The organism is Burkholderia sp. LA-2-3-30-S1-D2 (assembly GCF_001523915.2).
GTDB lineage: Bacteria > Pseudomonadota > Gammaproteobacteria > Burkholderiales > Burkholderiaceae > Burkholderia > Burkholderia diffusa.
In genome coordinates, this window is the sequence record NZ_CP013384.1 from 491,973 (window position 1) to 507,348 (window position 15,376).

The window sequence follows — 15,376 nt, forward strand, 5'->3', positions numbered from 1 at the left end:
CGCGCTGCCGCCGCATGCATACCAGTCGGCCCAACTGGTTCTATTCCGGTATCGTTTCCAGCTTCCCAAGCCTGGGAAATCTGGCCCGGGAACTGTCCCCTTGCATACCAATCCGGGTAAATCCCTATCCTGCATCGCTTTGTAAACAAAGGCTTTATGGCAACTAAAACGCTTGCCGGGCAAGGCTTTCGGCGATTTTCGCGTCACTAATACCAGTTTGTTGACTGGTATTATTGTGGTTATATAATGCGTTCACTTTCGACGGCCCGAGGTCGTCGTCCGACACCCGGAGGCACATGGAAACCGGCTGGTCCGAACTGGCGCCCGATCCCCTCGACGACACGCCGCTCTATCTGCAGCTCGCCCGCAACCTGGCGAGCGCGATTCACGCCGGCGCGTGGCGGGCCGGCGAGGCGCTGCCGTCGGAGCGGCTGCTGTCGGGAACGGTCGGCGTGTCGCGGATCACGGCCCGCCGTGCGCTCGCGCTGCTGGTCGAGCAGGGGCTGATCAAGCGGGCGCGCGGGGCGGGCAGCTTCATCACGCCGCGCGTTGCCGATCCGCTGTCGCGTCTCGTCGGCTTCACCGCGAAGATGCGGCAGCGCGGTTTCGTGCCCGATTCGGTGTGGCTGTCGCGAACGCTGCGCACCGCGAGCCGCGACGAGATCACGCGTCTCGGCCTCGCGCCGGGCGCGACGGTCGCGCGGCTCGAGCGGCTGCGCCGCGCCGACGGCATCGTGATGGCCGTCGAGCATTCGACGCTGCCGGCCGCGGTGGTGCCGGATCCTCAGGCGCTTGGCGCGTCGCTGTACGAATACCTCGACGCGCGCGGGATGACCGTCGTGCGCGCGCTGCAGCACTTTCGCGCGGCGAACGCGACGCACGAGATCGCGAAGTGGATGTCAGTGAAGCCAGGCTCGGCCCTGCTCGTGATCACGCGCATCGGCTACGGTGCCGACCAGCGCGCGATCGAAGTGTCCGAAACGTATTGCCGCGACGACTATTACGACTTCGTCGCCGAACTGAAACGCTGACGCGCGAGACTGCCCGCGCGCCACGCGCGGCGCAACGAAGTACAACGGATTTGCAAATCGCGACGCGGATGTCCGCGTCACCAGATCATCAAGAGAAACGTCATGCTGACTGGCAACATCCTTACCCCCGACGGCTGGATTCTCGGCTCGCTCGACAGCGAGAACGGCCGCATCACCACGCTCGACGGCACGCCCGCCGATCCCGCGAAGAACGATGCGCCGTACATCCTGCCCGGCTTCATCGACCTGCACGTGCACGGCGGCGGCGGCGCCGACGTGATGGAAGGCGGCGACGCGATCGAGACGATCGCACGCACACACGCGCAGTTCGGCACGACGAGCCTGCTCGCGACGACGATGACCGCGCCGCGCGACGAACTCATGCAGGTCGTCGCGAATCTCGGCACCGTCGCGCGCACCCGCACGCCGGGCGGCGCGCGCGTGCTCGGCGTGCATCTCGAAGGGCCGTACATCAACCCCGGCAAGCTCGGCGCGCAGCCGGACGCGGCCGTGTCGGCCGTGCTCGACGAAGTGCTGAAGTATCTGTCGATCGCGCCGATCCGGGTCGTCACGCTTGCGCCGGAAATCGCCGGTCACATCGAGATCATCGGCGAGATGGCCGCGCGCGGCGTGCGCGTGCAGCTCGGCCACTCGCTCGCGACCTACGACGACGCCGTCGCCGCGCTCAAGCACGGCGCATGCGGCTTCACGCACCTGTTCAACGCGATGTCGCCGCTGCATCACCGCAACCCGGGCCTCGTCGGCGCCGCACTCGCGCATGCCGAATACGCGGAAATCATCCCCGATCTGTTGCACGTGCACCCGGGCGCGATTCGTGCGGCGCTGCGCGCGATCCCGCGCCTGTACGTCGTGACCGACAGCACGTCCGCCACCGGCATGCCCGACGGCGAATACCGGCTCGGCAGCCAGCACGTGACGAAGTGCCTCGGCGGCGTGCGGCTCGCCGACGGCACGCTCGCCGGCAGCACGCTGACGATGGACCAGGCGCTGCGCAACCTCGTGTCGCTCGGCCTGCCGATTGCCGACGTGTCGAACCGGATGTCGCGCTATGCGGCCGACTACCTCGGCGTCACCGATCGCGGCCGCCTCGAGCGAGGCGTATGGGCCGACCTCGCCGTGTTCGATCGCGACCTGAACCTCACCGCGACCTACGTCGAAGGAGAATCGATTGTCGAATATGCTTAAGGAAGCGCGCGAGTCCGCCCAGGTCGTCGCCGCGCAACTCGCCGACACGACGCGCGTCGAAGCGCTCGCGGGCCAACTCCTCGATCACCCGCCGGCCGTCGCGCTGACGGTCGCGCGCGGCAGCTCGGATCACGCCGCCAGCTATTTCGCGAGCCTGACGATGAGCCGCCTCGGCGTGCCCGTCGCGTCGCTGCCGATGTCGGTCGCGACGCTGCAGCAGGCGCCGCTGAAGGTGCAGGATCAACTCGCGATCGCATTTTCCCAGTCGGGCAAGAGCCCCGACCTCGTCAACACCATGGCCGCGCTGCGCGAAGCCGGCGCGCGCACCGTCGCCGCCGTCAACGTCCTGCCGTCGCCGCTCGCCGACGCATGCGAGCACCAGCTGCCGCTGCTTGCCGGCCCCGAACTGTCGGTCGCCGCGACCAAGAGTTACATCGCGATGCTGTCGCTGTCCGCGCAGATCGTCGCGTACTGGCAGCGCGACGCCGCGCTGATGACGGCATTGCGCGGCCTGCCCGACGTGCTCGCGCAGGCCGGCCGGCTCGACTGGTCGCCGGCCGTTGCCGCGCTCGCGGGCATCGAGCGGATGATCGTGATCGGCCGCGGCCTCGGTCTTGCGATCGCTCAGGAAGCCGCGCTGAAACTGAAGGAAACCTCCGGCATCCAGGCCGAGGCATTCTCGAGCGCCGAAGTCCGTCACGGCCCGATGGAGCTGATCGACCGCGACTATCCGCTGCTCGTGTTCGCGCCGCCGGGCCCGGAGCAGGCCGGGCTGCTGCAGCTCGCGCAGGACATGCGCGCACGTGGCGCGGCCGTGCTGCTCGCGGCGCCCGCCGGCACGCCCGGCGCGACCTTGCCGCTCGCGCAGTCCGCCCATTCGGCGCTCGACCCGATCGCCGCCATTCTTTCGTTCTACGTGATGGCGGCGGATCTCGCCGTCGCGCGCGGCCGCAATCCCGACACGCCGCGCCACCTGAACAAAGTCACCGAAACGCACTGATAGCCGAGACAGCCGATGAGACGCGCCGAGGAGTCCCAGTTGAAGAGTTCCACCCATGATCAGATCGTCCTGCTTGCCCCGCTGACCGGGCCGATCGTCGCGCTGGCCGACGTGCCCGATCCGGTGTTCTCCGGCGGGATGTTCGGCGACGGCATCGGCATCGACCCGCTCGCGGGCAAGCTCGTCGCGCCGTGCGCCGGCATCGTGTCGCATCTCGCGCGCACGGGCCACGCGGTGACGATCACGACGCCGGAAGGCGCGGAAGTGCTGCTGCACATCGGCATCGACACCGTCGAGCTGAACGGGCAGGGCTTCGCCGCGCATGTCGAGGCCGGCGTGCGCGTCGAAGCGGGCGACCTGCTGATCGAGTTCGACCAGGACGCGGTCGCGCGCAGCGCGCATTCGCTGGTCTCCGTGATCGCCATCGCGAACTCCGACGCGTTCGACGTCGTCGAGCGCGCGAGCGGTTTCGCGACGGCAGGCGAGACGCCGCTGCTGACGCTGCGCGGCAAGGGCGAGGCCGCCGCGCAGGCGGCGCAGGCCGGCGCGGCGGCGATGAACGAAGTGCGCCGCAAGGTCGTGCTGACGCAGCCCGGTGGCCTGCATGCGCGTCCGGCCGCGCGGGCGCGCGAAGCCGCGCGCGGGCTCGACGCACATGTCGAAGTGCATTTCGACGGTCGCAAGGCGCCGATCGCAAGCGTGGTCGGCCTGCTCGGCCTCGGCGCCGGCGAGGGCGCGACGATCGAGCTGGTCGGCCGCGGTGCGCACGCGCAGCAAGCCGTCGAAGCGGTCGAGCATGAGTTGCTGCGCGAAGCGCACGGCGAGGTCGAGGAAAGGCCGGCGCGGCTCAAGTCGCCCGCACCGCAGCCGATCGTGCGCAACACCGGCGCAACACTCGATCCGAACACGCTCGCGGGCGTGTGCGCGGCGCCCGGCATTGCGGTCGGCACGCTGGTGCGTCTCGACGATGCGGATATCGTGCCGCCCGAGCAGGCGACCGGCACGCCCGCGTCGGAAAGCCGCCGGCTCGACCAGGCACTGATGGCGGTCGACGCCGAACTCGACGAAACGGTGCGCAGCGCATCGGCGCGCGGCGCGGTCGGCGAGGCGGGGATCTTCGCGGTGCATCGCGTGCTGCTCGAGGACCCGACGCTGGTCGACGCGGCGCGCGACCAGATCAGCCTCGGCAAGAGCGCGGGCTTCGCGTGGCGCGCGACGATCAACACGCAGATCGACACGCTGTCGAAGCTCGACGACGCACTGCTCGCCGAGCGTGCGGCGGACCTCCGCGACATCGAGAAGCGCGTGCTGCGCGCGCTCGGCCACACGAGCGGAGCGACGCGCACGCTGCCCGACGAGGCCGTGCTCGCGGCCGAGGAATTCACGCCGTCGGACCTGTCGTCGCTCGATCGCCAGCGCGTGACCGCGCTCGTGATGGCACGCGGCGGCGCGACGTCGCATGCGGCGATCATCGCGCGCCAGCTCGGCATTCCGGCGCTCGTCGCGGTCGGCGACGCGCTGTACGCGATTCCGGACGGCACGCAGGTCGTCGTCGATGCGAGCGCGGGCCGTCTCGAACACGCGCCGACCGCGCTCGACGTCGAACGCGCGCGCCACGAACGCCAGCGCCTGGACGGCGTGCGCGAAGCGAACCGGCAACTGGCCGGCGCCGCCGCCGCGACCGTCGACGGCCGCGCCATCGAGATCGCCGCGAACATCGCGACGCTCGACGACGCGAACACCGCGGTGGACAACGGCGCGGATGCGGTCGGCCTGTTGCGCACCGAACTGATGTTCATCCATCGCCAGGCCGCGCCGAGCGTCGTCGAGCACCAGCAGAGCTACCAGTCGATCGTCGACGCGCTGCAGGGCCGCACCGCGATCATCCGCACGCTCGACGTCGGCGCCGACAAGGAAGTCGACTACCTGACGCTGCCGCCCGAACCGAACCCGGCGCTCGGCCTGCGCGGCATTCGCCTCGCGCAGGTGCGCCCCGATCTGCTCGACGATCAGCTGCAGGGCCTGCTCGCGGTGAAGCCGTTCGGCGCGGTGCGGATCCTGCTGCCGATGGTGACGGATGCGGGCGAGCTCGTGCGGCTGCGCAAGCGTATCGACGAATTCGCGCGTGCGCAGGGCCGTACCGAGCCGATCGAAGTCGGCGTGATGATCGAGGTGCCGTCGGCGGCGCTGCTCGCCGACCAGCTCGCGCAGCATGCGGATTTCCTGTCGATCGGCACCAACGACCTGACGCAGTACACGCTCGCGATGGACCGCTGCCAGGCCGATCTGGCCGCGCAGTCCGACGGCCTGCATCCGGCCGTGCTGCGCCTGATCGACATCGCGGTGCGCGGCGCGGCGAAGCACGGCAAGTGGGTCGGCGTGTGCGGCGCGCTCGGCGGCGATCCGCTCGCGGTACCGATCCTCGTCGGCCTCGGCGTGACCGAACTGTCGGTCGACCCGGTGTCGGTGCCGGGCATCAAGGCGCGTGTGCGCCGTCTCGATTACCAGTTGTGTCGCCAGCGTGCGCAGGATCTGCTCGCACTCGACTCGGCACAGGCGGTAAGGGCAGCAAGCCGCGAGGTCTGGCCGCTCGACTGAACGTCGACGGCGGGCGCGCGAGCGTTTCACGACGCAAGCAATTAGGTCAACGACGATTAATGACGAGACAAGGATTGGAGGACTGAATGGACGGGAATCCGTTTCTGAAGATACAGGGCCTGGGCCGGGCGCTGATGCTGCCGATCGCGGTGTTGCCGGTCGCCGGCATCCTGCTGCGGCTCGGACAGCCGGACGTGTTCAACATCAAGATGATCGCCGACGCCGGCGGCGCGATCTTCGACAACCTGCCGCTGCTGTTCGCAATCGGCGTGGCGGTCGGTTTCGCGAAGGACAACAACGGCGTGGCGGCACTCGCGGGTGCGATCGGTTACCTGATCGAAACCGCGATCATGAAGGATATCGATCCCAAGCTGAACATGGGCGTGCTGTCCGGGATCATCGCGGGCGTGGTCGCGGGCTTGCTGTACAACCGCTACAAGGACATCAAGCTGCCCGACTACCTCGCGTTCTTCGGCGGGAAACGGTTCGTGCCGATCATCACGGGGCTGGTCTGCGTGGTACTCGGCATCGTGTTCGGGTATGTGTGGCAGCCGGTCCAGCATGCGATCGACGCGGCCGGCCAGTGGCTGACGACGGCGGGCGCGATCGGTGCGTTCGTGTTCGGCTTCCTGAACCGCCTGCTGCTCGTCACGGGCCTGCACCACATCATCAATTCGCTCGCGTGGTTCGTGTTCGGCAACTTCACGCCGCCGGCCGGCGGCGAGCTCGTGCACGGCGACCTGCACCGCTTCTTCGCGGGCGATCCGACCGCGGGCACCTTCATGGCCGGCTTCTTCCCGATCATGATGTTCGGCCTGCCGGCCGCGTGTCTCGCGATGCTGCACGAAGCACCGAAGGAGCGCCGTGCGATGGTCGGCGGCCTGCTGTTCTCGATGGCGCTCACGTCGTTCCTGACCGGTGTGACCGAGCCGATCGAATTCAGCTTCATGTTCCTCGCGCCGGTGCTGTACGTGATCCACGCGGTGCTCACGGGGCTGTCGCTCGCGATCTGCCAGATCCTCGGCGTGAAGCTCGGCTTCACGTTCTCGGCCGGCGCGATCGACTACGTGCTGAACTATGGGCTGTCGACGAAGGGCTGGATCGCGGTGCCGCTCGGTATCGCATACGGCGTCGCGTATTACGGGCTGTTCCGCTTCTTCATCCGCAAGTTCAACATGGCGACGCCGGGCCGCGAGCCGGCCTCGGCCGACGCTGCGGCCGAGTCGTACGCATCGGGCGGCTTCGTCGCGCCGGCAGCTGGCGCGGCGGCGGCACCGCGTGCGCAGCGCTACATCGCCGCGCTCGGCGGCGCCGGCAACCTGACGGTCGTCGACGCATGCACGACGCGCCTGCGCCTGACCGTCGTCGATCCGGAGAAGGTGTCGGAGCCGGAACTGAAGTCGATCGGCGCGCGCGGCGTGCTCAAGCGCGGCGGCAACAGCGTGCAGGTGATCATCGGGCCCGAGGCCGACATCATTGCCGACGAGATGCGCTCGGCGATCAGCAGCGGCGCGACCATCGCGGCGGCGACGGCTACGGCCCCTGCAGCTCAGCCGGTCACGGGTGCGGCGGCCGGTCCGCTCGATCCCGATCCGCTGCGCTGGCTCGCGGTGTTCGGCGGTGCGACCAACGTCGCTTCGCTCGACGCGATCGCGACCACGCGCCTGCGCGTCGTCGTGCGTGACGCATCGGCGGTCGATCGCGCTCGACTCGGCGCGCTCGATGTCGCATGGGTGTCGCCGGACACGTTCCACATCGTCTGCGGCAACGCGGCGGCACGCTACGCGGAACAGCTCGGCGCGCGCCTGACGTCGACGGGCGGCGGGGCGGCCCCGCAACCGGCCTGATCCGGCATGATGCGATGAGGCAGGCCCGGTCCGCGTGGCGGGTTCGGGCCGCCGGTCGGTAAAACGAAAACGGCTTGCGATGCGTCGCAAGCCGTTTTTTCTTGGCGGGGCGTGTGCGCGATGCATTCGTCCGCACCGCGCACCGTTTGCGTGGATCGGCAACCGCTCAGTTGCTCAAGCGCTTCACCGTTCACGGATTCGTCAGCGTGAAGGTCGGCTTCCGGTAGCCGATGCCGGCCCGGTCGAGCTTCGGCAATTCGCGCTGCGTGAGCAGCGTCGCGAAGCCGGCCCAGTCGCGCTGCAGCGCGGCCAGGTCGACGTGATGCGTGTCGCCGCGCTTGAAGCGCACGCCGGCCGCATACGGCAGCTCCCAGTCGGCCCGGTGCCACGCGCGCTCGGCGAGCGCGAGCAGCCGCGGATAGGCCATGTATTCGAGGAAGGTGTCGTTGCGCATCACCTCGCCCCACGCCTGCCCCTGCATGCCTTCGATGCGCGGCGCGGGGCCCGAGCCCGTCACCTCGAACGCGTTGCCGTCACGATCGCCCATCACTTCGGCGTTCTGCGGCAGGTTCTCGGGCGCGAACGAGAACACCTTGTACTCGTCCGTCGCGTGCGAGCCCCAGTAGTAGCCGCGCTCGCGCGGGTTGAGCGTGTACGGGAAGTCGAAGTACAGGTAGTCGGGCAGCGCGAGCACCGTCAGGTAGCCCTTGCCGCTCAGATCGCGCGCGCTGTCCGATGCGCCCCAGAAGATCGTGTCCCACAGTGACACCATCACGTGTCGCGTGCTGAAGTCCTGCGGCCCGTTCGCATGCTTGATGCCGTCTTGCCACGCGGCCATCGTGTCGATTCCGTTCGCGTCGACCGCCGCGCTCACCTGTTTCGCGAAACGCGTCGGCAACTCGTCGATCGACTTGATCTCGCCGCGCTGGAGCAGCGCCGTGCACGCGGGCGAACGCGCCCACGGTTTGTCCTGCGCGGCGACATCGATGCGCCCCTTGTTCGGGTCGGTGCCGTTCAGCGGCTGGAAGCCCGCGCCGAGGAAAATGTTCTTCGCCTCGTCGCCGCCGTAGTGCCAGGTGTGCAGCGGCGCCTGCGCGTCCGCATGCATCGCCGCGATCTCGCGGATCACCTTCGATGCGAAATTGAGCGCGCCCGGCACGCACGGGTTCAGGTCGCTGCGCCGGTCGTAGAACTGCACCGTCGTCAGGTTCGTCGTGTCCTGCGGATCGAGCAGCCGGTACGCATTCGCTTCCTGCTCGCGGCCGGCCGCATGCAGCCGGCGGTAGCGCGCCTCCATCGTCACGACGGCCGCACGCGCATGCGCGGGCATGTCGATCTCGGGGATGATCGTGACGAAGCGGGCAGCTGCGTAGCGCACGAGCGCCACGTAGTCGTCGCGCGTCAGGTAGCCGCCGCCCGAGCGGTTGTCGGGGCCCGAGCCGAGTTGCGGCAGCAGGCAGCGTGTCTCGCTCGGGTCGTGACAGCGGCGTGAGCCGATTTCGGTCAGCTCCGGCAGGCCGGGAATCTCGATACGCCAACCCTCGTCGTCGGACAGATGCAGGTGCAGGCGGTTGAGCTTGTACGCGCTCATCTGGTCGATCAGGCGGCGCAGCGTCGCCGGGTGCTTGAAGTTGCGCGCGAGGTCGACGTGCATCCCGCGATGCGTGAAGCGCGGCGCATCCTCGACGAGCATCGCCGGGATCGGGCCGCCGCCGGCGGGCGCGAGCGAGTAGAGCGTCTGCACGCCGTAGTAGAGGCCCGCGCGATCGTAGCCTTCGATCAGCACGCCGCGCGGCCCGATCGCGAGCCGGTACCCGCCCGGCACCGCAATGTCGGCCGGCAGCCGGCGCGGTGCGACGGCACCGCGGACCGGCACGCGCGCGCCGTCGAGCCCGAGTGTCGTCGCACGTTCGCGCAGCGCCGCGACCTGCACGTCCGGCAGGTCCGGCAGCGCGAGCTCGATGCCACGCAGGTCGAGCGTGCCGGGCAGCCGCTGTTCGCGCTTCACGCTCGGCAGCGCGCGGCTCGCGTCGGGGCGTGCCGCCACGGGCGGCGCGTTGCCGGTCGAATTGTTTTGCGCGTCGGCCGGCAGCGATTCGACATAGCGGAGCTCGTCGTCGGTGTCGTTGTAGCGGAGCACGGCGGGCGGTGCGCCGTCGACGACGACGTACGGGCGCGGAATCACGTCGCTGTAGCGCAGCAGCCAGTATTCGGCGACGAACGGCAGTTCGATCCGTTCGCCGGGCGCAAGCCGCACCGAGCCCGGCTGCGGCGTCAGCTCGTACAGGTCGCCGGTGAGCCGCCGCAGCGCGAAGCCCGGACGATCGATTCGCAGCAGGCGTCGGATGCTGTGCAGGTACAGCTTCCAGCCGCCGTCGGCGATCGTCTGGTGGCCGCGGTTCTGCAGGATCAGGCGGCCGGTCGCGCAGGCCGCGCCGTCGGCGCCGAGATCGGCGCACGGCACGCCGGCCGCCGCCGCGTGGTTGTTGTCGACGGCGACGCGCAGCGCGAGTTCGTTCGACAGAAGCGTCGCGAGACTGGCCGCTTGCGCGGCTGGATGTGCGATGCCGGCAGTCGCGACGGCGGCGGCGGTCGGTGTCGGCTGCACGCCGATCGCGACAGGCGGCAGCGCTGCGATCAACAGGCCGGCAACGAAGGATGGCAAGGTGTGCTTCATTCGAACTCCTGAGAAAAAAGTAGGCGTAGCGGCGTCGTGGGACGACGTCGCTGCGATCGGGGTCTTTCAATGGAGCTGCGGGAGATACCCGCGCACGGGGCGATGCGGCTGCACCGCGCGCATTCGGCACGCAGGGGCGTGCGTTACGGAACGGGAGGCGGGCACGCGTGACCTGCCCCCTACAAACAGGGCCAGCCGGAGTCTAGTAAAGTTCGTTTTCGGAGAAGAAGACGGACATGAAGAAGCGCTTTACGGAACAGCAAATCATCGGGTTTCTGAAGGAAGCCGAAGCCGGTATGGCGGTCAAGGAACTGTGCAGGAAGTACGGGTTCAGTGACGCGTCGTTCTACACCTGGCGCGCGAAGTTCGGCGGCATGGAAGTCTCGGAAGCCCGCCGGCTCAAGGACCTCGAGGTGGAGAATGCCCGGCTGAAGAAGCTGCTGGCCGAAGCAATGCTCGATATGGAAGCGTTGAAGGTCGTCGTCAAGGGAAAGCCCTGAGCCCGCAAGCCAAACGCGAAGCAGTGTCGGCGATTCGGGAGAAGGTCAATATCTCCGAGCGCCGCGCCTGCCGGCTTGTCGGGCTTTCTCGCAGCGTGCTGCATTACGACGCGAAGCCAGACCACGAGAATGAGCTGCTAGCGGCGCGTCTGGTGGAATTGGCACACGAACGTCGTCGATTCGGCTACCGTCGACTGCACGCCCTGGTGGAGCGCGAAGGCACGCACGCCAATCACAAGCGCATCTATCGCCTGTACCGTGAGGCAGGGCTGGCTGTGCGGCGCCGTCGCAAGCGCCATGGCGTCATGATTGAGCGCGAGCAACTGGCATTGCCGGGCGCGCCCAACGAGGTGTGGTCAATCGATTTCGTGATGGATGCGCTTTCCAACGGCCGTCGCGTGAAGTGCCTGACCGTCGTCGACGACTTCACGAAAGAGGCTGTCGACATCGTCGTCGACCATGGCATCTCAGGCTTGTATGTCGCTCGGGCATTGGACCGTGCAGCTCGCTTCCGTGGCTATCCCAAGGCGGTGCGAACAGACCAGGGACCCGAATTCACGAGCCGCGCGCTTGACCAGTGGGCATATGCGAACGGCGTCACGCTGAAGTTGATTCAGGCGGGCAAGCCAACGCAAAATGCGTACATCGAATCGTTCAACGGCAAGTTCCGCGACGAATGCCTTAACGAGCACTGGTTCACGACGCTCGCGCACGCTCGGGCTGTCATCGCGGCATGGCGTCAGGACTACAACGAGCAAAGGCCGCACAGCGCACTGAACTACCTTGCGCCGTCAGAGTTTGCGGCGAAACACCGGGCAACCGCGGATGCTCCTGCCGCTTTCCAGGAGCTGGTTTAACAGGACTTTGCTAGAAGCCCATTGGCCCTATTGAAGGGGGCAGGTCACGCGTGCCGATCGGATCGGCGGGGCGGCGTATGCGTGCTCATCGGCGGCGCACGGTAAACGCCGCGGCAACGATGCGGCCGCCGCAGGCCGCGATCGACCGGCCGCGCATGATCGCAACGGCGGACGCCGCCGCATACGCATGGCAACTCGGCGCGCAGGCGCGCGCCAGACACGGGATTCGCATGTCTCCCCCACCCGATGGATTCGGCCTGTCGGCGGCCGTGTTCAAAGATCTTATGAAACCTTTGATTGGTATTCAAGTGGTATCAATCTGGCGCTAAATTGGCATCGAGGAATCGCGGGTGCGCCGATGCTACGGACGAAAAAAAACCTCGCGTGACGCGAGGTTCGTTCCTGACGGGAGGGGCGGTGCGCCTCCCGCGCGCGGTCAGTCGCGACGTGCGCGCACCGGCGCTTCCTGAGGCTTCTGCCGCACTTCGAGCCACATCGCGTTGACGATGCCGAACGACAGCGCGACGCCGATACCGAGAATCCAGCTGAAATACCACATGATCCGACTCCTTGCGAAACGGTGGGCGAGGGCGCGCAGGCGCCCCGGCCGGGTTCAATACATCGAGTGCTTGTTCTCTTCGAGCGACTGATGCGTGACCTTGCCGCGCATCACGCGGTACACCCAGCTCGTGTAGAGCAGGATGATCGGCAGGAACACGATCACCGCGAACAGCATCACCTGCAGCGTCCTGTGGCTCGACGTCGAATCCCACACGGTCAGGCTGCTGCGCGGGTCGAGCGACGACGGCATGATGAACGGGAACATCGAGAAGCCTGCGGTCAGGATCACGCCGGCGATCATCAGGCCGGTGCAGAAGAACGCCGTCTTTTCCTGCTTCGAGCCGGCGAGCAGCAGCGCGAGCAGGCCGCCCGCGATCCCGACCACGGGTGCCGCGATCATCCACGGATACTCGCCGTAATTCGCGAGCCACAGGCCCGAGCCGGCGGCGACGTCCTTGAGCAGCGGGTTCGCAACCGTGTCGGTCGGCGCGGCGTGCGTGATGTGGAAGCCGCCGATGGTCGACGCGATCAGCACGCCGGCCAGCACGAACAGCACGACCGCGAGGAGCGCCGACACGCGCAGCGCGACCGACGCGCGGCGTGCGATCACGCCGTCGGTCTTCATCTTGATGAACGCGGCGCCGTGCGCGACCAGCATCGTGAGGCTGACGAGCCCGCAGAGCAGCGCGAACGGGTTCAGCAACGCCCAGAAGCCGCCGTAGTAGGTTACGCGCAGGTCGCTGTCGAACTTGAACGGCACGCCCTGCAGGAGGTTGCCGAACGCGACGCCGAACACCAGCGCCGGCACGAAGCCGCCGACGAACAGGCCCCAGTCCCAGCCCGCGCGCCAGCGCGGGTCGGGCCGCTTGCTGCGATAGTCGAAGCCGACCGGCCGGAAGAACAGCGCGAACAGCACGAGCAGCATTGCGAAGTAGAAGCCGGAGAACGACGCGGCATAGACGAGCGGCCAGGCGGCGAACATCGCGCCGCCGGCCGTGATCAGCCACACCTGGTTGCCTTCCCACGTCGCGCCGACCGTGTTGACGATGATGCGGCGCTCCTCGTCGGTCTTGCCGAGGAACGGCAGCAGCGCGGTCGCGCCCATGTCGAAGCCGTCGGTGACGGCGAAGCCGATCAGCAGCACGCCGACGAGCAGCCACCAGATCAGCTTGAGAGTTGCATAGTCCATAGCGATTCCTTGTTCCGTTTCAGGTGCGTGCTCAGGCCGGAGCGCGCTCGCTGGCCGCGGCGAGTTCGTGGTGATAGCGGCCGGTATGCAGCGACGACGGGCCGAGGCGTGCGTACTTGAACATCAGTTTGATCTCGATGACGAACAGCGCCGTGTAGAACGCGATGAAACCGGCGAGGCTCAGGTACAGGTCCGAGGGCGTGAGGCTCGACGCGGACAGATGCGTCGGCAGGATGCCCGCGATCGTCCAGGGCTGGCGGCCGAGCTCGGCGACGACCCAGCCGAATTCCGCGGCGAGCCACGGCAGCGGAATCGCCCACACCGCATAGCGCAGGAACCAGCGGCGGTTGTCCTGCAGCAGCTGGCGGCGCGCGCAGAACCAGAACGCGGCGACGAAGGTCGCGAGGAACAGGAAACCGAGGAACACCATGATCCGGAACGAGAAGAACACGGGCGCGACCGGCGGGATCGTCTTCTTCGCGGCGGCTTTGATCTGCTCGGGCGTCGCATCGACCACGTTCGGCGTGAACTGCTTGAGCATCAGCCCGTAGCCGAGATACTGCTTGTGCTGGTCGAACAGTTCGCGCGTGGCCGCGCTCGTGTCGCCCTCCTTCATCTTCTGCAGCGCGCCGTACGCGACCATCCCGCTCTGGATGTGCTCCTCGCTGTGCTTCGCGAGTTCGCGCAGGCCGACCACGGGTTCGTCGACCGAGCGCGTCGCGATCAGGCCGAGCGCGTACGGAATCTTGATTGCATAGTCGGTACGCTGTTCTTCCTGGTTCGGAAGGCCGATCAGCGTGAACGATGCGGGTGCCGGCTGCGTTTCCCATTCGGACTCGATCGCGGCGAGCTTCATCTTCTGCACTTCGCCGGTCGTGTAGCCCGACTCGTCGCCGAGCACGATCACGCAAAGCGTCGACGCGAGGCCGAAGCCGGCCGCGACCGCGAACGAGCGCAGCGCGAAATCGGTGTCGCGCTTTTTCAGCAGGTACCACGACGAGATGCCGAGCACGAACATCGCAGCCGTCACGTAGCCGGCCGACACCGTGTGCACGAATTTCACCTGCGCGACCGGGTTGAACAGCACATCGAACAGGTTCGTCAGCTCCATGCGCATCGTCTGATAGTTGAACTCGGCGCCGACCGGGTTGTTCATCCAGCCGTTCGCGACGAGGATCCACAGCGCGGACAGGTTCGAGCCCAGCGCGACGAGGAACGTGACCATCAGGTGCTTGACCTTCGACAGGCGGTTCCAGCCGAAGAAGAACAGGCCGACGAACGTCGATTCGAGGAAGAACGCCATCAGCCCTTCGACCGCGAGCGGCACGCCGAAGATGTCGCCGACGTAGTGTGAGTAGTACGACCAGTTCGTGCCGAACTGGAATTCGAGCGTGATGCCGGTCGTCACGCCCATCGCGAAGTTGATCCCGAACAACTTGCCCCAGAACTGGGTCATGTCCTTGTAGACCTGTTTGCCGGTCATCACGTAGACGGCTTCCATGATGACGAGCAGCCAGGACAGGCCGAGCGTCAGCGGCACGAACAGGAAGTGGTAGAGCGCCGTGATGCCGAACTGCAGACGTGACAGATCGACGACTTCACTGCTTATCATGGTGGTCTCCCTCGGTAGGTGCGGGCGCCGGTACCGAGAGCAACTTCTCGGCGACGGCGGCAGGCGGAAGCGACATGTGCTCTGCCTGCGGATGATTGAAGAATGCGTATTTGAGCGACATCAAAAGGATCAGCTTGACGATCAACACCAGGGTGATGTCGCGGGCGAGGGTTGGCCCGCGAGCCCACGCGGCGATGCGCGCGCGCCAGCCGAGCGTGCCGGTGGCCTGCGGGGGAGGCGGCGCGGGCTCTTTATTGATCGAGATCAAGGTGATTATCCTGAATCGATTTACGTGGGT

12 protein-coding genes are annotated in these 15,376 nt (G+C 67.5%); 7 read left to right on the top strand and 5 right to left on the bottom strand.

Features of this window, described 5'->3' with window-relative positions:
* Nucleotides 1-296: 296 nt before the first annotated feature.
* The 5 genes from WS66_RS14900 (at nt 297) to nagE (ending at nt 7,682) form a co-directional block, all read left to right on the top strand.
* Nucleotides 297-1,031 (top strand): GntR family transcriptional regulator, encoded by a 735-nt coding sequence (locus WS66_RS14900; RefSeq protein WP_059599884.1) that lies wholly within the window; start codon nt 297-299, stop codon nt 1,029-1,031.
* A 102-nt stretch (nt 1,032-1,133) separates the two neighbouring features.
* Entirely contained in the window at nt 1,134-2,237 is a 1,104-nt protein-coding gene (gene nagA, locus WS66_RS14905) for an N-acetylglucosamine-6-phosphate deacetylase (protein WP_059599885.1), read from the top strand.
* A complete protein-coding gene (locus WS66_RS14910) occupies nt 2,230-3,237 on the top strand; it encodes an SIS domain-containing protein (protein ID WP_059599886.1) in 1,008 nt (335 codons plus the stop codon). The genes nagA and WS66_RS14910 overlap by 8 nt, the downstream gene beginning before the upstream one ends.
* A 15-nt stretch (nt 3,238-3,252) precedes the next feature.
* Nucleotides 3,253-5,835 carry a phosphoenolpyruvate--protein phosphotransferase gene (gene ptsP / locus WS66_RS14915; RefSeq protein WP_059599887.1) on the top strand — a complete coding sequence of 861 codons (2,583 nt, stop codon included), beginning with the start codon at nt 3,253-3,255 and terminating at the stop codon, nt 5,833-5,835.
* An 86-nt stretch (nt 5,836-5,921) separates the two neighbouring features.
* Nucleotides 5,922-7,682 (top strand): N-acetylglucosamine-specific PTS transporter subunit IIBC, encoded by a 1,761-nt coding sequence (gene nagE / locus WS66_RS14920; protein ID WP_059599888.1) that lies wholly within the window; start codon nt 5,922-5,924, stop codon nt 7,680-7,682.
* A 190-nt stretch (nt 7,683-7,872) separates the two neighbouring features.
* Here the strand turns inward: nagE and WS66_RS14925 are convergent, their stop codons facing one another.
* Complete coding sequence (locus WS66_RS14925; protein ID WP_059599889.1) at nt 7,873-10,359, bottom strand: family 20 glycosylhydrolase; 2,487 nt, start codon at nt 10,357-10,359, stop codon at nt 7,873-7,875.
* Nucleotides 10,360-10,595: 236 nt separating this feature from the next.
* On the opposite strand from WS66_RS14925, the gene WS66_RS14930 reads away from it, so the two are divergent.
* Nucleotides 10,596-11,716, top strand: a protein-coding gene (locus WS66_RS14930) for an IS3-like element IS407 family transposase (RefSeq protein ID WP_108064606.1) whose coding sequence is annotated in 2 segments (ribosomal slippage) — nt 10,596-10,854 and nt 10,854-11,716 — 1,122 coding nt in all. Because the reading frame shifts where the segments join, the coding sequence is not laid out codon by codon here.
* 77 nt (nt 11,717-11,793) lie between these two features.
* Nucleotides 11,794-12,045: a hypothetical protein gene (locus tag WS66_RS33695; RefSeq protein ID WP_159086552.1), complete on the top strand. Its 252-nt coding sequence runs from the start codon at nt 11,794-11,796 to the stop codon at nt 12,043-12,045.
* A 107-nt stretch (nt 12,046-12,152) separates the two neighbouring features.
* Here WS66_RS33695 and cydX read toward each other — a convergent pair whose 3' ends face one another.
* From cydX to cydP, 4 genes are read right to left on the bottom strand one after another with little or no spacing between them, the layout of a single operon-like run.
* Nucleotides 12,153-12,275 carry a cytochrome bd-I oxidase subunit CydX gene (cydX, locus tag WS66_RS14935; RefSeq protein WP_059598852.1) on the bottom strand — a complete coding sequence of 41 codons (123 nt, stop codon included), beginning with the start codon at nt 12,273-12,275 and terminating at the stop codon, nt 12,153-12,155.
* A 54-nt stretch (nt 12,276-12,329) separates the two neighbouring features.
* The gene (gene cydB / locus WS66_RS14940) at nt 12,330-13,466 is read right to left on the bottom strand and encodes a cytochrome d ubiquinol oxidase subunit II (RefSeq protein WP_059598851.1); all 1,137 of its coding nucleotides are present in this window, start codon (nt 13,464-13,466) and stop codon (nt 12,330-12,332) included.
* Nucleotides 13,467-13,497: 31 nt separating this feature from the next.
* On the bottom strand, nt 13,498-15,078 hold the full coding sequence (locus tag WS66_RS14945) for a cytochrome ubiquinol oxidase subunit I (RefSeq protein WP_059598850.1): 1,581 nt from the start codon (nt 15,076-15,078) through the stop codon (nt 13,498-13,500).
* Nucleotides 15,065-15,346, bottom strand: a complete 282-nt coding sequence (gene cydP, locus WS66_RS14950) for a cytochrome oxidase putative small subunit CydP (RefSeq protein ID WP_059598849.1) — start codon at nt 15,344-15,346, stop codon at nt 15,065-15,067. Before cydP ends, WS66_RS14945 begins: the two co-directional genes overlap by 14 nt.
* Nucleotides 15,347-15,376 lie beyond the last annotated feature (30 nt).